At 40.6% G+C, this 19,841-nt stretch carries 20 protein-coding genes; 6 read left to right on the top strand and 14 right to left on the bottom strand.

All coding sequences use genetic code 11. The features are described from left to right. Positions 1-66: 66 nt before the first annotated feature. Positions 67-678 carry a DedA family protein gene (locus CDG77_RS21655; RefSeq protein ID WP_094331387.1) on the bottom strand — a complete coding sequence of 204 codons (612 nt, stop codon included), beginning with the start codon at positions 676-678 and terminating at the stop codon, positions 67-69. A 149-nt stretch (positions 679-827) separates the two neighbouring features. Here CDG77_RS21655 and CDG77_RS21650 point away from each other — a divergent pair, with 149 nt between their 5' ends. Then, complete coding sequence (locus tag CDG77_RS21650) at positions 828-1,610, top strand: ABC transporter permease (protein WP_094331386.1); 783 nt, start codon at positions 828-830, stop codon at positions 1,608-1,610. Between the two features lie 182 nt (positions 1,611-1,792). Beyond that, positions 1,793-2,533: a hypothetical protein gene (locus CDG77_RS21645; protein ID WP_094331384.1), complete on the top strand. Its 741-nt coding sequence runs from the start codon at positions 1,793-1,795 to the stop codon at positions 2,531-2,533. Here CDG77_RS21645 and urtE read toward each other — a convergent pair. The 10 genes from urtE to CDG77_RS21580 all read right to left on the bottom strand — a co-directional run bounded on the left by urtE (position 2,496) and on the right by CDG77_RS21580 (position 13,261). After that, positions 2,496-3,194 (bottom strand): urea ABC transporter ATP-binding subunit UrtE, encoded by a 699-nt coding sequence (gene urtE / locus CDG77_RS21640; protein WP_094331383.1) that lies wholly within the window; start codon positions 3,192-3,194, stop codon positions 2,496-2,498. The genes CDG77_RS21645 and urtE overlap by 38 nt on opposite strands. 102 nt (positions 3,195-3,296) lie before the next feature. Then, positions 3,297-3,521 (bottom strand): type II toxin-antitoxin system HicA family toxin, encoded by a 225-nt coding sequence (locus tag CDG77_RS21635; protein WP_094331382.1) that lies wholly within the window; start codon positions 3,519-3,521, stop codon positions 3,297-3,299. Positions 3,522-3,523: 2 nt separating this feature from the next. Next, positions 3,524-3,730 (bottom strand): type II toxin-antitoxin system HicB family antitoxin, encoded by a 207-nt coding sequence (locus CDG77_RS21630; RefSeq protein ID WP_094331380.1) that lies wholly within the window; start codon positions 3,728-3,730, stop codon positions 3,524-3,526. A gap of 222 nt (positions 3,731-3,952) precedes the next feature. Beyond that, entirely contained in the window at positions 3,953-4,699 is a 747-nt protein-coding gene (gene urtD, locus CDG77_RS21620) for an urea ABC transporter ATP-binding protein UrtD (RefSeq protein ID WP_094331379.1), read from the bottom strand. Beyond that, entirely contained in the window at positions 4,674-5,792 is a 1,119-nt protein-coding gene (gene urtC, locus CDG77_RS21615) for an urea ABC transporter permease subunit UrtC (RefSeq protein WP_442946434.1), read from the bottom strand. The genes urtD and urtC overlap by 26 nt, the downstream gene beginning before the upstream one ends. Positions 5,793-5,823: 31 nt before the next feature. Beyond that, entirely contained in the window at positions 5,824-6,984 is a 1,161-nt protein-coding gene (locus tag CDG77_RS21610) for an ABC transporter permease subunit (RefSeq protein ID WP_094331378.1), read from the bottom strand. Between the two features lie 164 nt (positions 6,985-7,148). Next, entirely contained in the window at positions 7,149-8,477 is a 1,329-nt protein-coding gene (gene urtA / locus CDG77_RS21605) for an urea ABC transporter substrate-binding protein (RefSeq protein ID WP_094331377.1), read from the bottom strand. 193 nt (positions 8,478-8,670) lie between these two features. Then, positions 8,671-9,816, bottom strand: coding sequence for an NAD(P)/FAD-dependent oxidoreductase (locus CDG77_RS21600; protein ID WP_094331376.1), 1,146 nt, complete (start codon positions 9,814-9,816; stop codon positions 8,671-8,673). Positions 9,817-10,509: 693 nt separating this feature from the next. Then, positions 10,510-11,952: a tetratricopeptide repeat protein gene (locus tag CDG77_RS37780; protein WP_223269911.1), complete on the bottom strand. Its 1,443-nt coding sequence runs from the start codon at positions 11,950-11,952 to the stop codon at positions 10,510-10,512. Beyond that, positions 11,909-13,261: an ATP-binding protein gene (locus CDG77_RS21580; RefSeq protein WP_094331374.1), complete on the bottom strand. Its 1,353-nt coding sequence runs from the start codon at positions 13,259-13,261 to the stop codon at positions 11,909-11,911. The genes CDG77_RS37780 and CDG77_RS21580 overlap by 44 nt, the downstream gene beginning before the upstream one ends. 149 nt (positions 13,262-13,410) lie before the next feature. Between CDG77_RS21580 and CDG77_RS21575 the strand changes: the two genes are divergently transcribed. Continuing rightward, a complete protein-coding gene (locus CDG77_RS21575) occupies positions 13,411-14,007 on the top strand; it encodes an Npun_F5749 family FMN-dependent PPOX-type flavoprotein (protein ID WP_094331373.1) in 597 nt (198 codons plus the stop codon). A gap of 45 nt (positions 14,008-14,052) precedes the next feature. On the opposite strand, the gene cysE is transcribed toward CDG77_RS21575, so the two are convergent. The 3 genes from cysE to CDG77_RS21560 all read right to left on the bottom strand — a co-directional run bounded on the left by cysE (position 14,053) and on the right by CDG77_RS21560 (position 17,563). Beyond that, the gene (gene cysE, locus CDG77_RS21570; protein ID WP_094331372.1) at positions 14,053-14,817 is read right to left on the bottom strand and encodes a serine O-acetyltransferase; all 765 of its coding nucleotides are present in this window, start codon (positions 14,815-14,817) and stop codon (positions 14,053-14,055) included. 153 nt (positions 14,818-14,970) lie between these two features. Beyond that, positions 14,971-15,462, bottom strand: a complete 492-nt coding sequence (locus CDG77_RS21565; RefSeq protein ID WP_094331371.1) for a hypothetical protein — start codon at positions 15,460-15,462, stop codon at positions 14,971-14,973. Between the two features lie 433 nt (positions 15,463-15,895). Then, the gene (locus CDG77_RS21560) at positions 15,896-17,563 is read right to left on the bottom strand and encodes a DUF3352 domain-containing protein (RefSeq protein ID WP_094331370.1); all 1,668 of its coding nucleotides are present in this window, start codon (positions 17,561-17,563) and stop codon (positions 15,896-15,898) included. 158 nt (positions 17,564-17,721) lie between these two features. Between CDG77_RS21560 and CDG77_RS21555 the strand changes: the two genes are divergently transcribed. The 3 genes from CDG77_RS21555 to hrcA all read left to right on the top strand — a co-directional run bounded on the left by CDG77_RS21555 (position 17,722) and on the right by hrcA (position 19,640). Then, positions 17,722-18,054 carry a rhodanese-like domain-containing protein gene (locus tag CDG77_RS21555; protein WP_094331388.1) on the top strand — a complete coding sequence of 111 codons (333 nt, stop codon included), beginning with the start codon at positions 17,722-17,724 and terminating at the stop codon, positions 18,052-18,054. 64 nt (positions 18,055-18,118) lie between these two features. Continuing rightward, positions 18,119-18,250: a hypothetical protein gene (locus tag CDG77_RS38600; RefSeq protein ID WP_262985163.1), complete on the top strand. Its 132-nt coding sequence runs from the start codon at positions 18,119-18,121 to the stop codon at positions 18,248-18,250. 238 nt (positions 18,251-18,488) lie between these two features. Beyond that, entirely contained in the window at positions 18,489-19,640 is a 1,152-nt protein-coding gene (gene hrcA, locus CDG77_RS21550; protein WP_094331369.1) for a heat-inducible transcriptional repressor HrcA, read from the top strand. Positions 19,641-19,841 lie beyond the last annotated feature (201 nt).

Genomic DNA, 19,841 nt, shown 5'->3' with positions numbered 1-19,841 from the left:
GGGACTATGATGTACCTCATGTGATTAGGAAACGCTATAATATTTATACAAAATCCTAAAAATACTTCAACCTTTGTTTGCTCTATTTTCTTGGATTACATGAATCATTGATGGCAGTAAAGAAATCACTATAATTGCTCCAATAATTGGTAACAAATACTTATCTACTTGTTCAGGTGGCAGAGATTTTCCTAAGAAAAATCCTAAGATAGTGATGCCGAATGTCCAAAGAAAGCCACCAATTAAGTTGTAAGAAAGAAATGTCCGATAATGCATTGCACCAATCCCAGCCACAATCGGCGCAAAAGTGCGAATAATCGGTGTAAACCTCGCCAAAACTAGAGTTTTTTTGCCATGCTTGTCATAAAAATTCTGGGTTTTTACCAGGTGTTTTTTATGAAACAACCATGAATCTTCTTTCTGAAATAACTTTCTGCCAAATCTGTATCCCGTAGTGTAGCCAACATTATCACCAAGGACTGCACAAACAAAAGAACCAAAAATCAGAACCCAAATGTTAAATACGGGTTCTGGAACAGATGCGAGGAATCCAGCAGTAAATAGTAAACTATCTCCCGGCAGAAAAAAACCAATTAGCAAGCCAGATTCTGCAAAGACAATTGCCCATACCCCAAAGTAGCCAATTTTTGTAATTAGGTCTGGTAAATTTAAATGCATAAAATCTTTTACCGTTAAACAATAAGCCTAAAATATCTTAACGTTCAGCAATTTTCCTGAATAAAAAGTAATATTAAAATTACGTAAAGTTATTGTGTAATCTTTAGAAATATAGTGACAGATGGCACATTTTGGGTTAGGGGTGCAGAATGGGAAGATATTTGAAAGTACTAAGATTATTTTGGGGTGCTGCGATCGCATCTGAGTTAGAGTATCGTGTTAACTTTTTCATTGCTACCCTCACCAGCTTGGGAAATCTTGCGGGTAGCCTTTTTGGACTATTCTTGTTTTACCGCACTGGCTATACTTTTAGTGGCTGGACATGGGAAGCAGCTTTAGTAGTTCTAGGAATTTTTACCTTACTACAGGGATTTTCTGCAACTTTTCTAGCGTCGAACTTGAATCGCATTGTCCGCCATGTCCAAGAAGGCACTTTAGACTTTATATTGTTAAAACCTATCCGCAGTCAGTTTTGGCTTTCCACTCATACCCTTTCACCTTGGGGACTGCCCGATATAATTTTTGGTTGTATTATTATTGGCTATGCAGGTAAACGCCTTGGTGCAGGGATAAACGGTTATCTACTTGGTGTAGTGCCGTTGTTGTTCAGCTTTGTGATTTTATACAGCCTGTGGTTTATGCTGGGATCGATGAGTATTTGGTTCGTTAAAATATACAACGCTACCGAAGTGCTGCGTGGTTTGCTAGAAGCTGGACGATATCCCATCGCAGCATATCCCACTGCTTACCGCTTTTTCTTCACCTTTGTGATGCCAGTAGCTTTTTTAACTACAGTCCCAGCCCAGGTATTACTGGGTCGCAGTGAAATTAGCTGGTTAATAGGTGCGGCTATATTAGCAGTAGCGCTGTTTTTTGCTTCTACTTGGTTTTGGCGGTTTGCGTTGCGGTTTTATACTAGTGCTTCGAGTTAGAGAGAGAAGTGTAGATAAGGTAGCACCTTGGCCATAATGGAAATGAAGATTATTGCTACTCACCTTCTACGCAATTATCATTGGGAGATATTACCCAATCAAAGTTTAGAAACAGTGTTCTTTCCTAGCAATCACCCCAAAGATGAGTTAAGGGTTAGATTTCAACCTTGGTGAAATATTTTATGGCATCTCAAATAGACATACATTTGCCTAATGGAGTTTTACAACGCTTGCAAAATGTGAAAGATTTTGTCGGTGGAAATGTTAACTCTCTAAGTAACTCAGCACAACAAGTTGGGGAGTCTTTGAAGACAACAGCCACTACCACAACTGATAAGGCAATTGAGACAGTTACGACAAGTTTAGAGCAAACTTGGCAAACAGCAGAGCAATTTAAAAATACAACATCAGGAGCAGTTAAAGATGCAATGGCATCTTCTGCAAGTGATTGGCTAACACAACACCCAATATTTTTTCGGTTAGTTCAAATACTAGGTTGGGGAGCTAATCATCCAATTATTAGTGTAATAATTCTTCTGTTTGCACTTGCTCTACTTTGGAGCATCATCAGAGCAATTGTCCGCTTAATTGAAACAGCTAGTTGGTCAATACTCCAAGTTCCGTTAAAATTACTTCAGGCTTTGATTAAAGTTAGTTTTTTATCCTTAGCTAAAGTTGGAAGTTTTGCAGTTCAAAAACTTACAGCGACTAAAACAACTGATAATTTGCTAACTTTACTACCGGAAAATTTTCAACCAAATAAACAACAGCGATTAGCAGAAATTTCTAGTCGCTTGGAAGCAATACAAAAGGAACAAAATGAGCTTTTACAAGAAGCCACAGATTTGATTGCTTCCGATACTATTGATATAGAAATCTCCCAAATTAAACAGCTAAGAAGCGTTGAATCACATCTTGGCTGAGTTCAGATGTGGAACCGGAGGCGACAATACCGCCTTTTTGCATGGCGTAATAGTAATCAGCCTGACGGACAAAGTGCAAATGTTGCTCTACCAATAAAACTGAAATACCTGTGGTTTCGACAATGCGACGGACTGCGGCTTCAATTTCGAGGATGATGGAGGGTTGAATACCTTCAGTGGGTTCATCTAAGACGAGTAATTGAGGTTCTCCCATTAAAGCACGAGCGATCGCTAATTGTTGCTGCTGTCCCCCACTCAAATCTCCACCCATCCGCGAAAGCATGGTTTTTAAGACTGGGAATAAGCTAAAAACTTCCTCTGGAATTTCAGCTTTTTTTACTGGTTTGCGTCTAGCTTCCAACCCCAGCAGCAGATTTTCTTTGACTGTCAAACGGGGAATAATTTCTCGCCCTTGTGGAACATAACCAATCCCTAATTTCGCCCTTTGGTCGGGAGATTTGGAATTGATTAATTCTCCAGCTAAGTTAATTGTACCGCTACGGGGTTTGAGTAAACCCATAATTGTTTTGAGTAATGTAGATTTTCCTACCCCATTGCGTCCAATCAGGCATATCATTTGCCCGGATGGTACGCTTAAATCTACATTGCGGAGTATATGGCTTTCGCCGTAGTAAACATCAAGGTTAGAGATTTTTAGCATTATAGATTACGTAGATATTAAAATTTAACGCAGAGGCAAAAAGAAAAATTTATTTGTTATGCTTTTGTCCAATAACCTCAATATGATAAAGTCATAATCCACTCAAATTGCAGAAACAAACTCGCTCACTGTCAGCCCCGCAGTGCGAATCAAACTTCGCAATGTTCCTTTCGCTACTTCACGATGCTCAGGAACAGATAGTGTGGCTAACTCTCCTTCTTTAACCAGAATTATATGGCTTCCACTTTGGCGTGCAACTTCCCAACCAAATGACTCAAACACACGAACAACTTCACGTCCGTTAAGAACAGGAATAGCAGAGGCCATAACTAAGCCACAACCTCTACTTGGTGAGTCTCTATCGTAAGTGGCAAACCGCGCTCGGCACGAACTTGTAGACAAGCAGCTATTGCATCTTTGATATTTTCTAGTGCTTCTTTCTTAGTCTGACCTTGACTCACACAACCCGGAATACTGGGGCACTCTACAATCCATGCACCATCTTCATCACGATCAACCGTTACATTAAACCTCATATTTCCTCATACACTAAGCTTGTGACTATAGTATATCTACAGTATGTGATAGTCTGTCTAAGGTAAGAAGGTAAAGCAAATGACGAAAACCCAAAAACTGCTGACCTTTGAAGAGTATCTTACCTATGACGATGGTACAGACACACGCGCTATGAGTTGGTGGATGGAGAACTAGTCGAGATGCCACCAGAAAGTCAGGAAAATAGCAATCTGGGAAGATTTTTATTCTTCCTGTTTTCCTAGATATACTTCAATCACACGAGAGTCATTTTGCACTTCCTCAAAATTTCCTTCACACAGCACCGAACCTTCATGTAACACTGTTACTTTATTAGCAATTTGACGTACAAATTCCATATCGTGTTCAATAACTAAAATAGAATGGCTTTGCGCTAGTGCTAAAAGCAGTTCGCCAATGTTATAAGTTTCTTCATCTGTTAAGCCCGCAGCTGGTTCATCAACGAGTAATAAATCAGGTGATTGTGCTACTAACATCCCAATTTCTAAACGCTGCTTTTCGCCGTGAGAAAGTAAACCTGCTCTAATATCGGCTTTTGGAGTTAAACCGATGGTTTCTAACAATCCTTTAATATTATTTTTTTCAATAGCATTAGAATGTTCAAACAAAGTAGAAAATGCATTTTTCTTCTTGTTACTAGTAATTTCTAGATTTTCGCGGGGCGTTAAGTTTAAGTAAATTCGGGGTGTTTGAAACTTGCGTCCAATTCCCAATCGGGCAATTTTATATTCAGGTAAAGAACGTAGGTTTCTTCCTTTGAATAAAACTCGCCCCACGGTTGGTTGAACTTTTCCCGTAATCACATCCAGAAACGTTGTCTTCCCCGCACCATTGGGGCCAATTACTACTCGTAATTCACCTACATCCATACTAAAGTTAAGCTGGTTTAAAGCCTTAAAACCGTCAAAACTAACAGTTACGTTTTCAGTTTCCAATATTTTCGCGTTCATGTTGCACTTCAGGGTCTTCTTCCAAGGTGGGATATGTAGAAATTTCTTGACGGCGGTTGAAAAGAGAAATATTCTGACTACGCAACCATCCCACTATGCCGTCAGGAAGCACTGTGACGACTATCAAAAATAGTGCGCCTTGGAAAAATAGCCAGATTTCAGCAAACTGTTCGCTTAAAAAAGTGCGGGCATAATTTACCAACAAAGTTCCGACAATTGCGCCAATTAAAGTAGCGCGTCCGCCTACAGCAACCCAAATCACCATTTCAATCGAAAAGGCAATATCCATTGCTCTAGGTGATACAGAACCACTTTGAATGGTGTAAAATGCTCCTGCTATACCTGCGATCGCACCTGAAACTGCAAACACCAGCACCTTAAAATCTGTAGGGTCATAGCCAGAAAATCTTACCCGACTTTCATCATCCCGAATCGCTATCAACAACCTCCCAAAGCGTCCAGTTGTCAACCAGCGACAAATTCCGTAGGTGATTGCGAGAAACACTACCGTCAGCGTGTAGAAAACAAACTGTGTTTTGGCATCGCTGACCGTTGCCCCAAACAAAGTTGTAAAATCTATCAGTCCATTCGTACCGTTGAAAAATTGTTGTTGACCGTTAAAGAAGTTGAAAAATACAATAGTTCCCGCCTGAGTCAAGATGGAAAAATAAACTCCCTTGAGACGATTTCGGAAAACCAAATATCCTAACAATCCCGCCAATAACCCTGGAATTAGTACCACCAAAGCTATTGTCAAAGGAAAAGAATAAAAAGGTTGCCAAAAGGCGGGAAGTTCTGTAACCCCATAAAGCCCCATGAAATCAGGCAATTCTCCACTAGGGACTTGGAGTTTTAGGTACATTGCGATCGCATATCCACCTAAACCAAAGAAAATACCATGTCCCAAACTCAATAAACCAGTATACCCCCAAATCAAATCGATACCCAAAGCTGCGATCGCCAGCGACAAAAATCGCCCCAACAAATTCAGGCGAAACTCTGACAGCACCATTGGCATAATAATTATAAGGAAGAGTGCGATCGCAACCACCACCCCCACCTCAATTAATAACCCTCCTCCCCTCCTCCTCATTCTCTGCATCCTCTGCGTCTCTGCGGTTCGTTTAAACATCAACAGTACGTCCCTTCTGCGGAAAAATCCCCCCAGGCTTCCACTGCAAAAACACAATAATCAACGCAAATACCATTACCTTCGCCATACTCGTTGTTGCAAAAAAAGTAAATAAATCAGCCAAAGGCTTAACAGGAGTAAACAACAAAGCCAGAGTCCCAGAACCAATTAAAAAATTAGCCGTACCAATAGCCAAAGCAGCCAAAATCGTCCCGGCTAAATTACCCACACCTCCAACGACAACAACCATAAAAGTATCAATAATATAGTTTTGTCCCGTATTCGGCCCTACAGAACCCAGTAAACTAATCGCACATCCAGCCACACCAGCTAAACCAGAACCTAGTGCAAAAGTAATTGCATCAACCTTTTGAGTTGGGATACCCAAACAAGCACTCATACTCCGGTTTTGTGTCACAGCCCGAATTCTTAAACCCCAGCTAGAACGTTGTAAAAATAAATAAATTCCTGCCACACAGATTATCGTTAAAGCGATAATAAATAACCTAGCAAAGGGCAATTGCACCCCACCTAAAGATATCCCTGCTTGTAACCAAGTCGGTGCTGTTACATCTACATTTTGAGCGCCAAACCAAGGTTGAGTCACTGCTAACTGATAAGTTTGACTCAATAAATTTACCGTTGTGATTGTCACACCCAACGATAATAAAAATATCACCATCACAATCCAGTTACGAACTCTTCCCAAATCAGTGCGGGAATTTAAAATCCATAAACCTCCAAAAAAGAATAGAGAAAATATAGCTATGCCAATTATCAATACCCAATTGACACTGCGAACAAACTGCTGAAAAATTAAACTTACTCCCCAAGTTGCCAAGAGAGTTTCTAACGGCCGTCCATAGAGATAACGAATCACGCCTCTTTCTAGAATTAATCCCACACCAGCCGTGAAAATAAAAGCAATAATCAAAGCCAAAAATATATAGACTTCAAACCACACTCCGCCCAATTGTTTACAGACATTTTGCACAACAAATGTTGTATAAGCCCCAAACATCATTAATTCACCATGCGCCATATTGATGACACCCATCAATCCAAATATAATGGCTAGTCCCAACGCCGCAATCAATAATACAGCGCCAATACTAATGCCGTTAAATACAGCTTCTAAGAATCCTGCTAACACTTATTTCCCCTAATCAGCGTTATTTAGAATTACCTTATGGTATTGAGCAACTAACGTACAACTATCTAAGATGGTGCGTTAGGCTAAAGCCGTAACACACCCTACTTATTTCTGATAGTTCGTAATCGTTAATTACGAATTACGAATTACGAATTACGAATTTTTTAAGTTTTCTTGTATTTACCACCCTTCGCAGGGTCACTCCAATCACAAGAAAATCCTTTAGTTTCTTTCACAAATTGATTCCAAGGAACTGGCTCAACTGGTGCAGGAGTAGCATAGACAATATCAAATAAACCATCTTGTCTAACCTGACCAATCCGCACAATTTTGGATATATGATGATTAGCACCCATTGTCACTTTACCTTCAGGTGCATCTAGAGTTTGACCATAAGCCGCAGCACTGACTTTCGCTATGTCTGTAGTACCAGCTTTTTCTACTGCTTGCTTCCACAAATAAACGGCGATGTAAGCTGCTTCCATTGGGTCATTTGTTACCCGGTTTTCACCATATTCTTTCTTGAAAGCTGCAACAAACTTCTTATTAGCAGGTGTGTCTACTGTTTGGAAATAGTTCCAAGCAGCATAATGACCTTTGAGATACTCTACACCAATTGCTTTGACTTCTTCTTCAGCAATACTTACAGACATAGAGGGATATTTTTCTGGTGTCAATCCAGCCCCTTTTAATTGTTTGAAGAAAGCAACATTACTATCGCCATTTAGGGTATTGTAAATCACGCCACCATTGGGCAAACTTTGTTTTATTTTAGTAATGATAGGTGTAACTTCTGTGTTGCCAAGAGGTAAATAATCCTCACCAACTGTTTTCCCGCCCAACGCTTCTAATTGGGCTTTAATAATTGTGTTAGCAGTGCGAGGAAAAACATAGTCAGAGCCAACTAAAAAGAATTCTTTACCTTTATTTTTCAACAACCAATCAACAGATGGCTCAATTTGTTGATTTGGTGCAGCACCAGTGTAGAAAATATTTTTAGAACACTCTTGTCCTTCATATTGCACAGGATACCAGAGCATGTGATTTTTGCTCTCGAATACTGGCTTCACATTTTTACGACTAGCAGAAGTCCAGCAACCAAAAACTACAGCAACTTTATCTTGATCGATTAGCTTAGTTGCTTTTTCTCTAAAAGTATCCCAGTTAGAAGCACCATCTTCGGTAACTGCTTCAATTTGTTTACCTAAGATACCACCAGCAGCGTTAATTTCCTTGATTGCTAATTTTTCAGCATCGACAACGCTTTTTTCACTAATAGCCATCGTACCACTCAGAGAGTGCAAAATACCTACTTTGATGGTGTTACCAGCAGTAGCCGCAGCAGGAGTTGCAGCAGGAGTTGCAGCAGGAGACGCGACTGGACTCTCTGTAACAGTTGGGGAATTATTCGCGCAAGCTTTGATAAAAAAGCTGCTTCCAAAAGTTAAAGAACCGTAGATTAAAAACTTGCGTCTGTTAAATTGTCTTCTCATATCTTGATTAATTTTCCTCTTGATGAATCAACTAACTTAATAGAAAGCTGACAATATCAAACTTTAAAATGTGATGATAGTGCGATAGTTTACTAGTAAAAAGTTACTGCTTATACAAAATCTATGATTTTTGTAACAAAAAAATAATTTTGCAATGTTAATCTTTGTTAAGCTCGGTCTTCTGAAATTATTGTCAATGATCAAGAGATAGCTGGAGAATAATTTCATCTTTCTTGCCAGAAGCAAAGTTAGCAAAGCGCTTTGCTAAAGGTGGTATAATCACCAAAGGAGTGCTAAATCCCCAGAATAAATGAATGCTGTCAAATCCTGGGATAGTACCAATCAACGGCTGGCGATCGCTACTAAATGCCACCAAGCAATGATGCCAAGTTCCTGGTAAATTTCCCAATACTGGTAAAACTTGACCAACACTTTTTCGCAGCCACTTTTCACTTGACTCTGAGTTTACCTTGGCATGAGGATCTGCGATCGCACGGCTAATTTGACCAATGCGGATACTACCATCTTGAAATTGAATCGCACCCGCATCTAAAATCGGTGCTACTAACTCATTACCGACTTCATCCCACAACTCATCAACTTGAGAAGATTCAGCTTCTAATTGAAAACGTTGCTGATTCGCTGGCATAACTAAGGTGCGTAACTGCACATCCACAGGTGGGGTTTCAATGATTTCTGCATGGGTAAAATACAGCTTGACGGGAATACCAGCAGATTTTAGTAGTTGGCGGCTGAGTCCACCTGCACAGATAACAACGTTCGCGCTGTGGAAAGTTGCAGTGGTGGTTTTTACACCATCTTGCAGTACTTGCAAAACTTGGGTAATCTGCATTTCACCGCCAGCCCGCAGAAAGGCTTGGATGTAAGCAAGTGATGTTTTTTCTGGGTGAATATGACCGTGTTTAACAGTTAAAGCACCAGATATCGCCTCTGGATTTAGCAGTGGTTCCAACTCACAAGCTTCTTGGATACTGAGTAAACGGGGTGGAATGGCAGAATCATTATATGATGCAGCCGTTGCTTCTGGGTCATTAGCGGCTGAAATAGTAAGTAATAAATCTAATTCCCGAAACTGGATATCAGCGTCTAACTCTTGAGATAGGATATGGTAACGCGCGATCGCATCTTCGCACAATTGCCGAGTTAGTGGCGTATTCCCCGACCAATAAGCAAGCCCACCATAACTATAGCGAGTTGCATTCTGTGGTGTTTGATATTGCTCCAACAAAAGTACAGCAAAACCTGTTTTGACTAATTCATAAGCGAGTGCAGCACCCGCAATTCCACCGCCAACCACAATCCAGTCATAGGTTTTCATATATGAATTACGAATTAGTAAAGAGTCTAAGTAAGTGGATCAAATTAAATATAAAACCTCACCCTGCCTCCGGCTTCCCTCTCCTTACTAAGGCTACGGTGTACACACAAGTCTTCTAGAGTTGCCTCATAAGCTTTTGATCCCCCCAACCCCCCGATAAATTGGGGGGCAAAAGCCTCTTAAAGTCCCCCTTTTTAAGGGGGATTTAGGGGGATCTCCTGTACAGTGTGTACACCGTAGCCTTACTAAGGAGAGGGATTGAGGGTGAGGTTTGATCTTATATTTTATTACGCCTACCTACTTACCGCTTGGTGTAGATCCTGATTCTCTCACCTAAATAGCTGTCAAAGTTCATTAATGAACCTTTGAGCTTCATTAACGAAGCTCAAAGGTTCACGAACAAAGCTCTGAGGTTCACGAACGAAGTTTCAAGGTTCACGAACGAAGCTCAAAGGTTCACGAGCGAAGCTCCGAGGTTCACGAACGAAGCTCAAAGGTTCATTAACGAAGTTCCAAGGTTCACGAATGAAGCTCAAAGGTTCATTAACGAAGCTCTGAGGTTCACGAATGAAGTTCAAACACTCGTCGGCGAGTATCAAAGACTCATTACAGCAGTTTTCATTTACTTAAATTACACTTTTGCATTCTTCTGTGCGCCTCTGCGTGAGGCAAAAATCTTTCAGTAATTACGAATTACGAATTACCCATTACTCTATCAAGACTTGCACTCACACTTTCAGCATCCGGTGACTTCAATCGCTGCAAAATTTCTAAAGCTGGTTGCAAATAAGATATCGCTTTAGTGTATTCACCCTGCTGTTCTGCCAAATGTCCTAACCACCACAGAGTCATTGCTTTACCTTGGACATCACCAATGCGTTCTTTTATTTCCAAAGACTGATTGAAAAGTGCGATCGCTTCATCCACATCCCCTTTTTTGGCGTAGATACCTGCCAATTGGTGCAACGTCGCCGCTTTGCCTTGGACATTGCCAATGCGTTCTTTTATTTCCAAAGACTGATTATAGAGTGCGATCGCTTCATCCACATCCCCTTTGTTGGCGTAGATAATTGCCAGGCAGTGCAACGTCGCTGCTTTGCCTTGGACATCACCAATGCTTTCTTCTATTTCCAAAGACTGATTATAGAGTGCGATCGCTTCATCCACATCCCCTTTGTTGGCGTAGATAATTGCCAGGCAGTGCAACGTCGCCGCTTTGCCTTGGACATTACCAATGCGTTCATTTATTTCCAAGGACTGATTGTAGAGTGCGATCGCTTTGTCCCATTCTCCCAAATCATCATATATCCAACCCAGTTCGTAGAGAACGCTAGCTTTGATTCCTGCTAAATGTTCATCTTCTTCAGTCAACTTCAAAGCTTTTAGCAAAAAATCTTCTGCTTTTTGTACCTCGCCAATACTCCTATAAACTACCCCTAACTCCTTCAAAATATTAATGCGGGTGCGTATATCAGTTGATGGTTCCATTAGCAAGCGTTCAAGTAAATCAATCCGCTCTTGCCTTTCTGGTAAATCTAAACTTTCTAATATTCTCTCAGACTGAATAGTTTTTTCAATAGCCAACTCTTGAGTAGACTGGACTGTTTGAAAATAAAATACTCCTTTTCTCCACGCCCAAAAATCCGGGGCATATTTTGCCAAACGCATTAGTGCATGATCCGGCAAAAATATCAGTACAGGGTGAGGAACGCTATCACTAAAAGCGTCTCGCACAAAGTTTAAATCTTGCAGTACAGGGGGATATTCTCCAGACAAACCAATGGACTTTTCTAAACCGATGGTAATTAAAACTAATTTTTTCTCTGGTTCTAAATCAACTTCTTTTAAATCCCGAACAATCTCATCCCTCAAAAAACGCAAATTAGGATCGGCAAAATTGAGAATTTCAAACTGAATATCATCACATTGAGGATGATTTTTGAGGATTTCAATTAAAGTATTCCTATCTTCAGCAAAGTTAACAGCAACGAACCCAATCGTTAATTGAGTATCAGCAAAATCAATAAAGGTTAACAGTTCTGCTAATGACTGCTGATTTATTTGCACAAAAGTTTCTTTTTTTAAATTCAACTCAGGGGTTATTTGTGGCTGATTTGACTGCTTCTTGGAAAGCATGGATTTGCCTCACAACTGGATTAACATAATTCCAGCGATTTTTGCCGTTGTACTCAAAAACCCAAAGACTGAACAGCATTAACCTGCCGATTTCATCTTTAGAAACATCCTTATTAATATATACCGCAGCCAAAGCAGAATAGTATTCTGTTGGGATACTCCGCTCAAAATTAAACTGCTCTTGCTTAATCGCATAAATAATATCATCGGCAGTAACTTGATCGCGATCGCGAGTTGCTGCTGTCAAAAATGCTTGTGATGCTATTTGCATCAATTGACGGATGTGACCGCCGCTTGCTTTCGCTAAATCTACCAATAATTGACGCGATTCAAACACTGCGTCTACTTCAACTCTTTGTTCAATTAAACTCGCAATTGCTGTTATCCCATCATCATTATAATCTAGCTCGTTTTTGTCTTGTTCAAACTCATATATATTGACCATCGGCACAATATTGGGTGTGTCGAAGGAATTACTCAAATTATTTTCAGAATAGACTATAGAAATTGGCGCTGTATAGATAATCGTACAATGTAGACTTTGTAATTGAAACGAGTAATCACAAAATAAATGTTTAGCTACATTGGGAGGAACCCTATCTAAGTTATCAAAAATAATTAGAAATCCTTTTTCATATTCCGGGTATTTGGATTTAAGCTTGACAAAAGCATCACCCAACAACAAATTTATATCAGCTTGTAAACGGCCAATATCTTTTTGCAAATTCTGGCGAACAGTCTTTCTTTGTTTGTCACCACCTTTAATTTGAGCTTGTATTTTACCCAAGAGCTTTGATATAAAAGGAATCTTTATTCCTGCTTCACCCTCAGCGCCAAGACTTACTGACCTTTCAACTGTTTGTTCAGTTTCTTGAGTAATTTCTTTAAACCAAGATTCAAAATTAATTAAAAGTTTTGTATCAAAATTTAATTCTGATGTGTATAGAACATCAGCAACTTTTTTAATAATTACCAAATATAAATCTGTGTATTCTGCGTCTAGTATATCTAGTTCTGCATCTGCTTCAATATAAATAACTTTATATTGAGATTCCCATTCTTGCTGAATCTTTCTTAATTCTGTACTTTTACCACATCCCCGATGTCCAGTAAATAGAAGGCTACAAAATTCTGCGGGTTCAAGAAAATCTAAGCGAGTTTTAATTTTTTTAATTGCCTCTGTCTTGCGAACTTTTGATAAATTAACATAATAACGTTCAATATCTTTACTAGTTACCAGAGGAGCTACATCACAAACACGAAAAGCAGCTTTGAGGGTATTAGCACGATTAGGGGGTAAGGAACTCATTAGATGTTATTTATATTAAGAATTTACATATATATTACAGCAGTGGAATCTTAAAGCTTCTTAGCCTTAGAGAACTTTTAGAAATGACTAGCGCTAAATGGTAGTATGTTCAGGAATACCTGGACTTAGATTATCAACAGAATTGTATAATGTCTCTTGCTCCTTGGCGAGGTGCGATCGCTCATGCACTCCATCGGAACCGCAGCCTTGTTTATGCCCGTTACCTGCAACTAGCAACGGTGCAGCCAAACGGTCGCCCCGCTAATCGTACCCTAGTCTTTCGCGGCTTCCTAGAAGATACAAACCAGCTAAGATTTATCACCGATATCCGTAGCGCTAAAGCCGACCAGATACAGCAACAACCTTGGGCAGAAGTTTGCTGGTACTTCCCCAATACACGAGAACAATTCCGCATCAATGGCGATTTGACCCTAGTCAGTAGTGATGATTCTCACCAGGATTTACACCCAGCCCGAACCGCAATCTGGCAAGAACTGAGTGATGCTGCACGTTTACAATTTGCTTGGCCCCATCCTGGTAAACCCAGAATCAAAGAAGCAGGGGCCTTTGAGCCATCACCACCCGATCCTATTGAGCCAGTACCTAATTTTTGTCTACTGCTACTCGAACCAGTGCAAGTAGACCATTTAGAATTACGCGGCGAACCACAAAATCGATGGCTTTACTGTCGTAATGACCAGCATAATAACCAGCAAAAGTGGACTAGCGAAGCGATTAATCCGTGATTTAGTCAAGAGTCAAAAGATTGACCCTTAACCCTTGACTTTTAACTAAATGCCAGCACCATCTAGAAATTGCTGGATGGTCTTATCTTTGAGGTTGCACCAGCGAGTATCGTGGGTTGGCTCATCTTCTTTGGTGGCTAAACAACCCACTAAAACAGGAGTTTTTTCTGAAGAATTGGTGCGCTGAAGAGTTTGTATTTGTTCTTCCAACGCCTCAATTCGGTCTACTAAAGCACGAATTACTTGAGCTTCTGAATCTGGTAAGTTATTGTGTTCAAGAGGTGAAACCCGAACTCCAGAACGATACATGATGCGCCCAGGCACCCCTACCACAGTACAGTCTGAAGGGACATCCCTGAGAACAACAGATCCAGCGCCAATACGGACATTATTACCAATTTGGATATTGCCCAGTACCTTTGCTCCAGCGCCGACTACGACGTTTTCACCCACAGTTGGATGGCGCTTACCACATTCTTTACCAGTACCTCCAAGGGTGACACCTTGATAAATTAGGGCATAGTCTCCCACGATCGCAGTTTCACCAATTACTACACCCATACCGTGGTCAATAAACACACTTTGCCCAATTGCTGCACCAGGGTGGATTTCAATTCCAGTCAAAAACCGAGCCACGTGAGAAATCAGGCGAGGAAAAAAGGGAAGACCAACAGTATACAGCCAGTGAGCCAGCCTATGGAATAGCAGGGCTTGCAAACCAGGGTAACAAAATAAAACTTCCAACCAGTTACGGGCAGCTGGGTCACGTTCAAATATGATACGAAAGTCAGCACGCAGTATAGATAGCACGAGATAGCACCCTCGGAAAGCACAACAAGCTACTCTCCCATATTATCCTCTCAGGTGTTGCACGTAAAAATTGGGAATGGGGAATTGGGCATTAGTTATTAATCACTTAACTCCTAACTCTTGTACAGACGCGATTAATCGCGTCTCTCCCCATTACTGCTGCTCTACTCTCAGAGTGTAATCGCGCTTGACCCCAGGATTAAATGTACCTACCCAAATTCGATAAGTGCCACTTTTCCAGTTGCGATCGCTAACGCTAGCATCTTTGCTTTTACCAGTGTCATCGCCGCAACGAATCGTAGTTTGATCTGGGCCTTGGATCGTTAAAGTGGTGTCGCTTCCCCCGCTATCTACTTGTATTGTCAGTTGGGAAAAGTCTTTTTCCAAAACCATAATGTGATCTGGATTGGGATCGGCAAAGCCTATACATGCTTTTTGATCGCGATCGCGGTTACTGATGGCAGACAATGAGTAAGAACCACCTGTAAACCCCTGTACTATTCCTTGGGCTGGATTAAAGTTTGTTGATAAGTTGAAACTACCAAAATTCGCTGTCTCTGCTATTACAGGGGTAGCTGTGATGGTGGCAAGTATAGCCAACAACCAGCCGCCGGTAAACTGAAGTCGGGGGCGACAGTATTTCATAGTAGCCCTCCAACAGGCTGTTAAATTAGTAATGATATATACATATTCTAATGAAAAAATTCCAGTGAAATTTCAGTTGGTTGTGCCACATTAAAATGTGCCACAATGAAGGTTTATTAAAACAAGCAGCTAATTGCTAGGCTCTCTCTTGATATAAACAGCAGCTACAATTCCCAAACTAATGATTTATACCAATTTTGGATTTTAGATTTTGGATAATGAAATTCAAAAGCTAGACTACAAGGCTGTTAATGAAATTTCAAATAATACTATTTATCGCAACTTGATAGACAATCTTAGGTTAGCAGCCAGTAATTATCCAGAAATTACAAATAGTAAACACTATAGGAACTCTAAATAAATATCATGATTTAAGAAAGTGCAGAAAGTTAAAAATTATTTAACTTTCTGCACTTGAGCTTTTATCAAAATCTCAGGAATTATTGAGTTGGAAGAAAACGCCACCTTTGAGCGATCGCGTGTCAGTTCCATAACTGCTGACTGTGAGCGATCGCAAGTTATCAAAAAACGGTTTACCTAAAACTTCCGCTAGTTTGAGAATCGGTACTTGGCGCTCTAACAAATTCTGGCTCTTTGTCCAGTCAAGATATATATAGCCTTGGTTTGGTAAAGGAATCGCAGCAATACTATCTTTGAAATTAGGATTGTCAATTAAGGAATTATTATCCTTAGTTGTAAGAATTTCATCCATAGTTTCTAAGTCAGAGGTGAAAATTTCGTAATTTCCTAAAGCTGTATGCAATCCCCGCACTTTTGTTTCAATAGTGAAAGATGCTCCCTCTTTAACATCACTTTTTTTAGTCGCCGTAGTTAACTCTGTCCAAGCAGAGATTTTTTGCTTATCTTGCTTGTCTATAGTCAGGGTATTAATGCTCAGTCCATTGGATGATGCGATCGCATCTAATCGAGCAACGCCTTGTTCTACAGTCTCAGATTTTTCTACTACAAAAACCCAATGAGGTGTTGCTTGCTCTTTCTCAGGTAACAATGCTACGGCATATTCTCCTTGTACCCAGCTAAAAATATCCTCTGGTAAGTTTATCCCCCAGCGTTTTTGAACATCTACCAAAGGTTTTGCTAACCGAGAAACAACATCTTCCCCAGAACCATATACAGTAGCTGTTGCTTGTCTCCAAAGTTTAGCTAAATCACTGTTACCCAAATTACTCAAATTTGAGCCGGAAATTGCCAAACCTGCGGATGCTGGAACATACTGCAATGCTCCCACAGGTTTAGATAGTGGCGAGGATGGAGAAAGAATTTCCGATGAAGTCAAAAAGGTGGTTTCTGCTAGCAATCCTTTGGGATTCAACGCCAGAGAAATAATTTGGCTGTTATAAAGTTGTTCTGGTAGTTCTAAGCCTTGCCATTTTGCCACAACGGGAAGATTCAAGAACGCGACAGCTAAACCCCCTTTAGGTAGTTCTTTGGTAGCTTTTTGGTATTCGGGGGAGCTAGTCAAGTTTAGATCGGGTGCTTGGACGTTATTGATCGCATCTCGCAACACTTTCGGATCGTTAGCAAACAACACAAAGCCTTCACCAACAACCGCACCTGCAAGCAAATCCTCTTTTGGTTGATTATCAGAAATCAGCTTTACGCCTTTGTATTGTTCAACAGCTAAGGTTGCGCCAGCTAACGCCCGTTTGGAAAACAACAATTCGAGAAATTCGCGGCTTTTCTCTGGTTGCTTGGTTGCTAGTGCTAACAGATACCCTGGCTGCTGTCCATTTTCTGAGTCCCGATCGATATCTAAGGTGGCGATCGCTAATGTAATTTCATTCCCTAACCAGGGTTGAACGTCTTGTTTATAATCTATGCCACTCTTGGCGAATAAACTGGTTTTGAGTTTAGATAGTTCCTCTTCACGATCCAACGCCTGTAACCGATCGGGATTGGCCAGCAATGAAACCATTGCAGGAGATAGTTTCGACACGAATATGGCTGCACCAGGCTGGGAGGTAGAAGCAATCAGGTTAGCCGGACTTTTGGCGAAAAACCAGTAAATGCCTGCGATCGCAATTAGCAATGCGATCGCACCTGCGACGATAAAACCGATAAATGAGCGTTGACTATTCACATTAAACCTTTAAAAAAGACGGTTTACAGCCATTTAAGCAGAAAGCCTAGCAGAATTTATCAGCCTTCTTGAGAATGGATACTCATGCAAAGGCAGAGATTTTCTGTCACCATAAAATAAGATTAGGACTGTTTATCGGGAATTTTTTTAGTCAACCCATGAACCAGATTAGTGTAGAAGAACTGGCAAAACGTCTTTCCTCTGGTGATGGAAGTATACAGCTAGTGGATGTGCGAGAACCAGAAGAATTGGCGATCGCTAGCATTGAGGGCTTTGTCAACCTACCTTTGAGTAAATTTGCCGAATGGGGAGATGAAGTACCTACCCTCTTCAATCCCCAAGCTGAAACCCTTGTATTATGCCACCACGGTATTCGCTCTGCCCAGATGTGCCAGTGGTTAATTGCTCAAGGTTTTACAAATGTGCAAAATATTTCTGGCGGTATTGACGCTTACTCCATCTTAGTAGACCATTCAATTCCCCAGTATTAGCTTGTGTTTAGGTGCATTACTCAGATGGAATGGAAATTAACTCTTCCATCTGGCTTTTGTGATTGTGAAAACATCACTATATCAAGTTAGCAAGTTTCTCAACTTGCTACATACTTACGGAACTTTTCCACCCAAATCTTCGCTACGATCGCCGCAAAAATACGTATCCCATAATACTTTTATCAGTGTAGAATAATGCAAAAATAAGCTGATAAAGGATGTTATAAATCCAAACTTTCAGCTTTGGCTGCAAAAGCCTAAATTCTATTTAGAGTGCAATTTTAAAAAGTATTGTGCGTAAACCTTAAAATTAATTATCACAATATAATTCTATAATTTGTTATCTTAATTAATTATTAATATTCTTTTTTTTCAATCAAATCCAGAAATTTTCCAGAATTTGATTAAAATTTGCCTCTAGCAAAACATATCCTATGGAAGTCCAGTTAACAAATCGACAACAGCATATACTTTGGGCAACGGTACGTCACTACATTGCTACAGCAGAGCCTGTTGGTTCAAAGGCTTTGGTCGAAGAGTACGACTTGGGTGTAAGTTCAGCCACTATTCGCAATGTCATGGGCGTTTTAGAAAAGTCTGGATTACTCTACCAACCACACGCTTCTGCTGGACGAGTACCATCAGACTCAGGCTATCGCATTTATGTTGACCAGCTAATTACACCTTCTCTGCGTTCGCGCAGCGTGTCGCAGACAGATGCTACGCGTAGCTTGCTTCCACGAAATAGTCCAGAAGCTTTAGGGCGAGAAGTAGAAGTAGCACTGCACAAGCATCTTCAGTGGGAAGATCGGAGTTTAGAAACCCTACTACAAGGAGCCGCGCAAATTTTAGCAACCTTGAGTGGTTGCATTAGCTTAATCGCTATGCCACAAACTACAACAGCGCTATTGCGACATCTGCAATTAGTGCAAATTGAAGCTGGGCAGATTATGTTAATTGTTGTCACCGAAGGTTATGAGACGCATTCCAAATTGATGGATTTGTCGCCAATATCAGAAGAAACACAACGCGATTCAGAGGTAATCGATCGCGAGTTGCAGATTGTTTCTAACTTTTTGAATACCCATTTGCGGGGGCGAAGTCTGTTGGAATTAGCCAACCTCAACTGGAGCGAACTAGATCAAGAATTCCAACGCTACGGGGAATTCTTGAAAAATTCAGTTGCGGAATTGACTCGTCGCACTCTTGCGCCGACTGCAACCCAAATTATGGTTCGGGGTGTATCAGAAGTTTTGCGCCAGCCGGAATTTTCCCAGTTACAGCAGGTACAAACAATTATCCACCTGCTGGAAGAAGAACAAGACCAACTATGGCGATTAATATTTGAGGAACCAGAACCAGAGGATGCTGGGAAATCAAGGGTAACGGTTCGCATTGGTGCAGAAAATCCCTTAGAACCGATTCGCACCTGTACTTTAATTTCTTCCACCTATCGCCGAGGTTCAATACCAGTCGGAAGTGTGGGAGTTTTGGGGCCAACGCGACTAGATTATGAAAGTGCGATCGCAGTTGTGGCATCTGCTGCTGATTACCTCTCAGAAGCCTTCAGTTATTTCAATCCTTAAGATAATGTTCAGGGATAAGGGACTTCCAGAAAATAAACTATCCAATTTATTCAGATTATATTTTTCTTACTCCCTCAGCTAAGATCCCTCTGCAAGAACTGCTTACACAGCGATTGGTTATTTTTTTCTTTGGAAGTCCCTTGTATTCCTGGCTTATGACACAATTGTGCATATTAGCAGATGAAGAGTATTGAACTGGTT

Origin of the sequence: Nostoc sp. 'Peltigera membranacea cyanobiont' 213 (genome assembly GCF_002245975.1) — a bacterium.
Taxonomy (GTDB): Bacteria; Cyanobacteriota; Cyanobacteriia; order Cyanobacteriales; family Nostocaceae; genus Nostoc.
The sequence above is the reverse complement of the archived record's forward strand: the minus strand, read 5'-3'. Positions and strand labels throughout refer to the sequence as shown.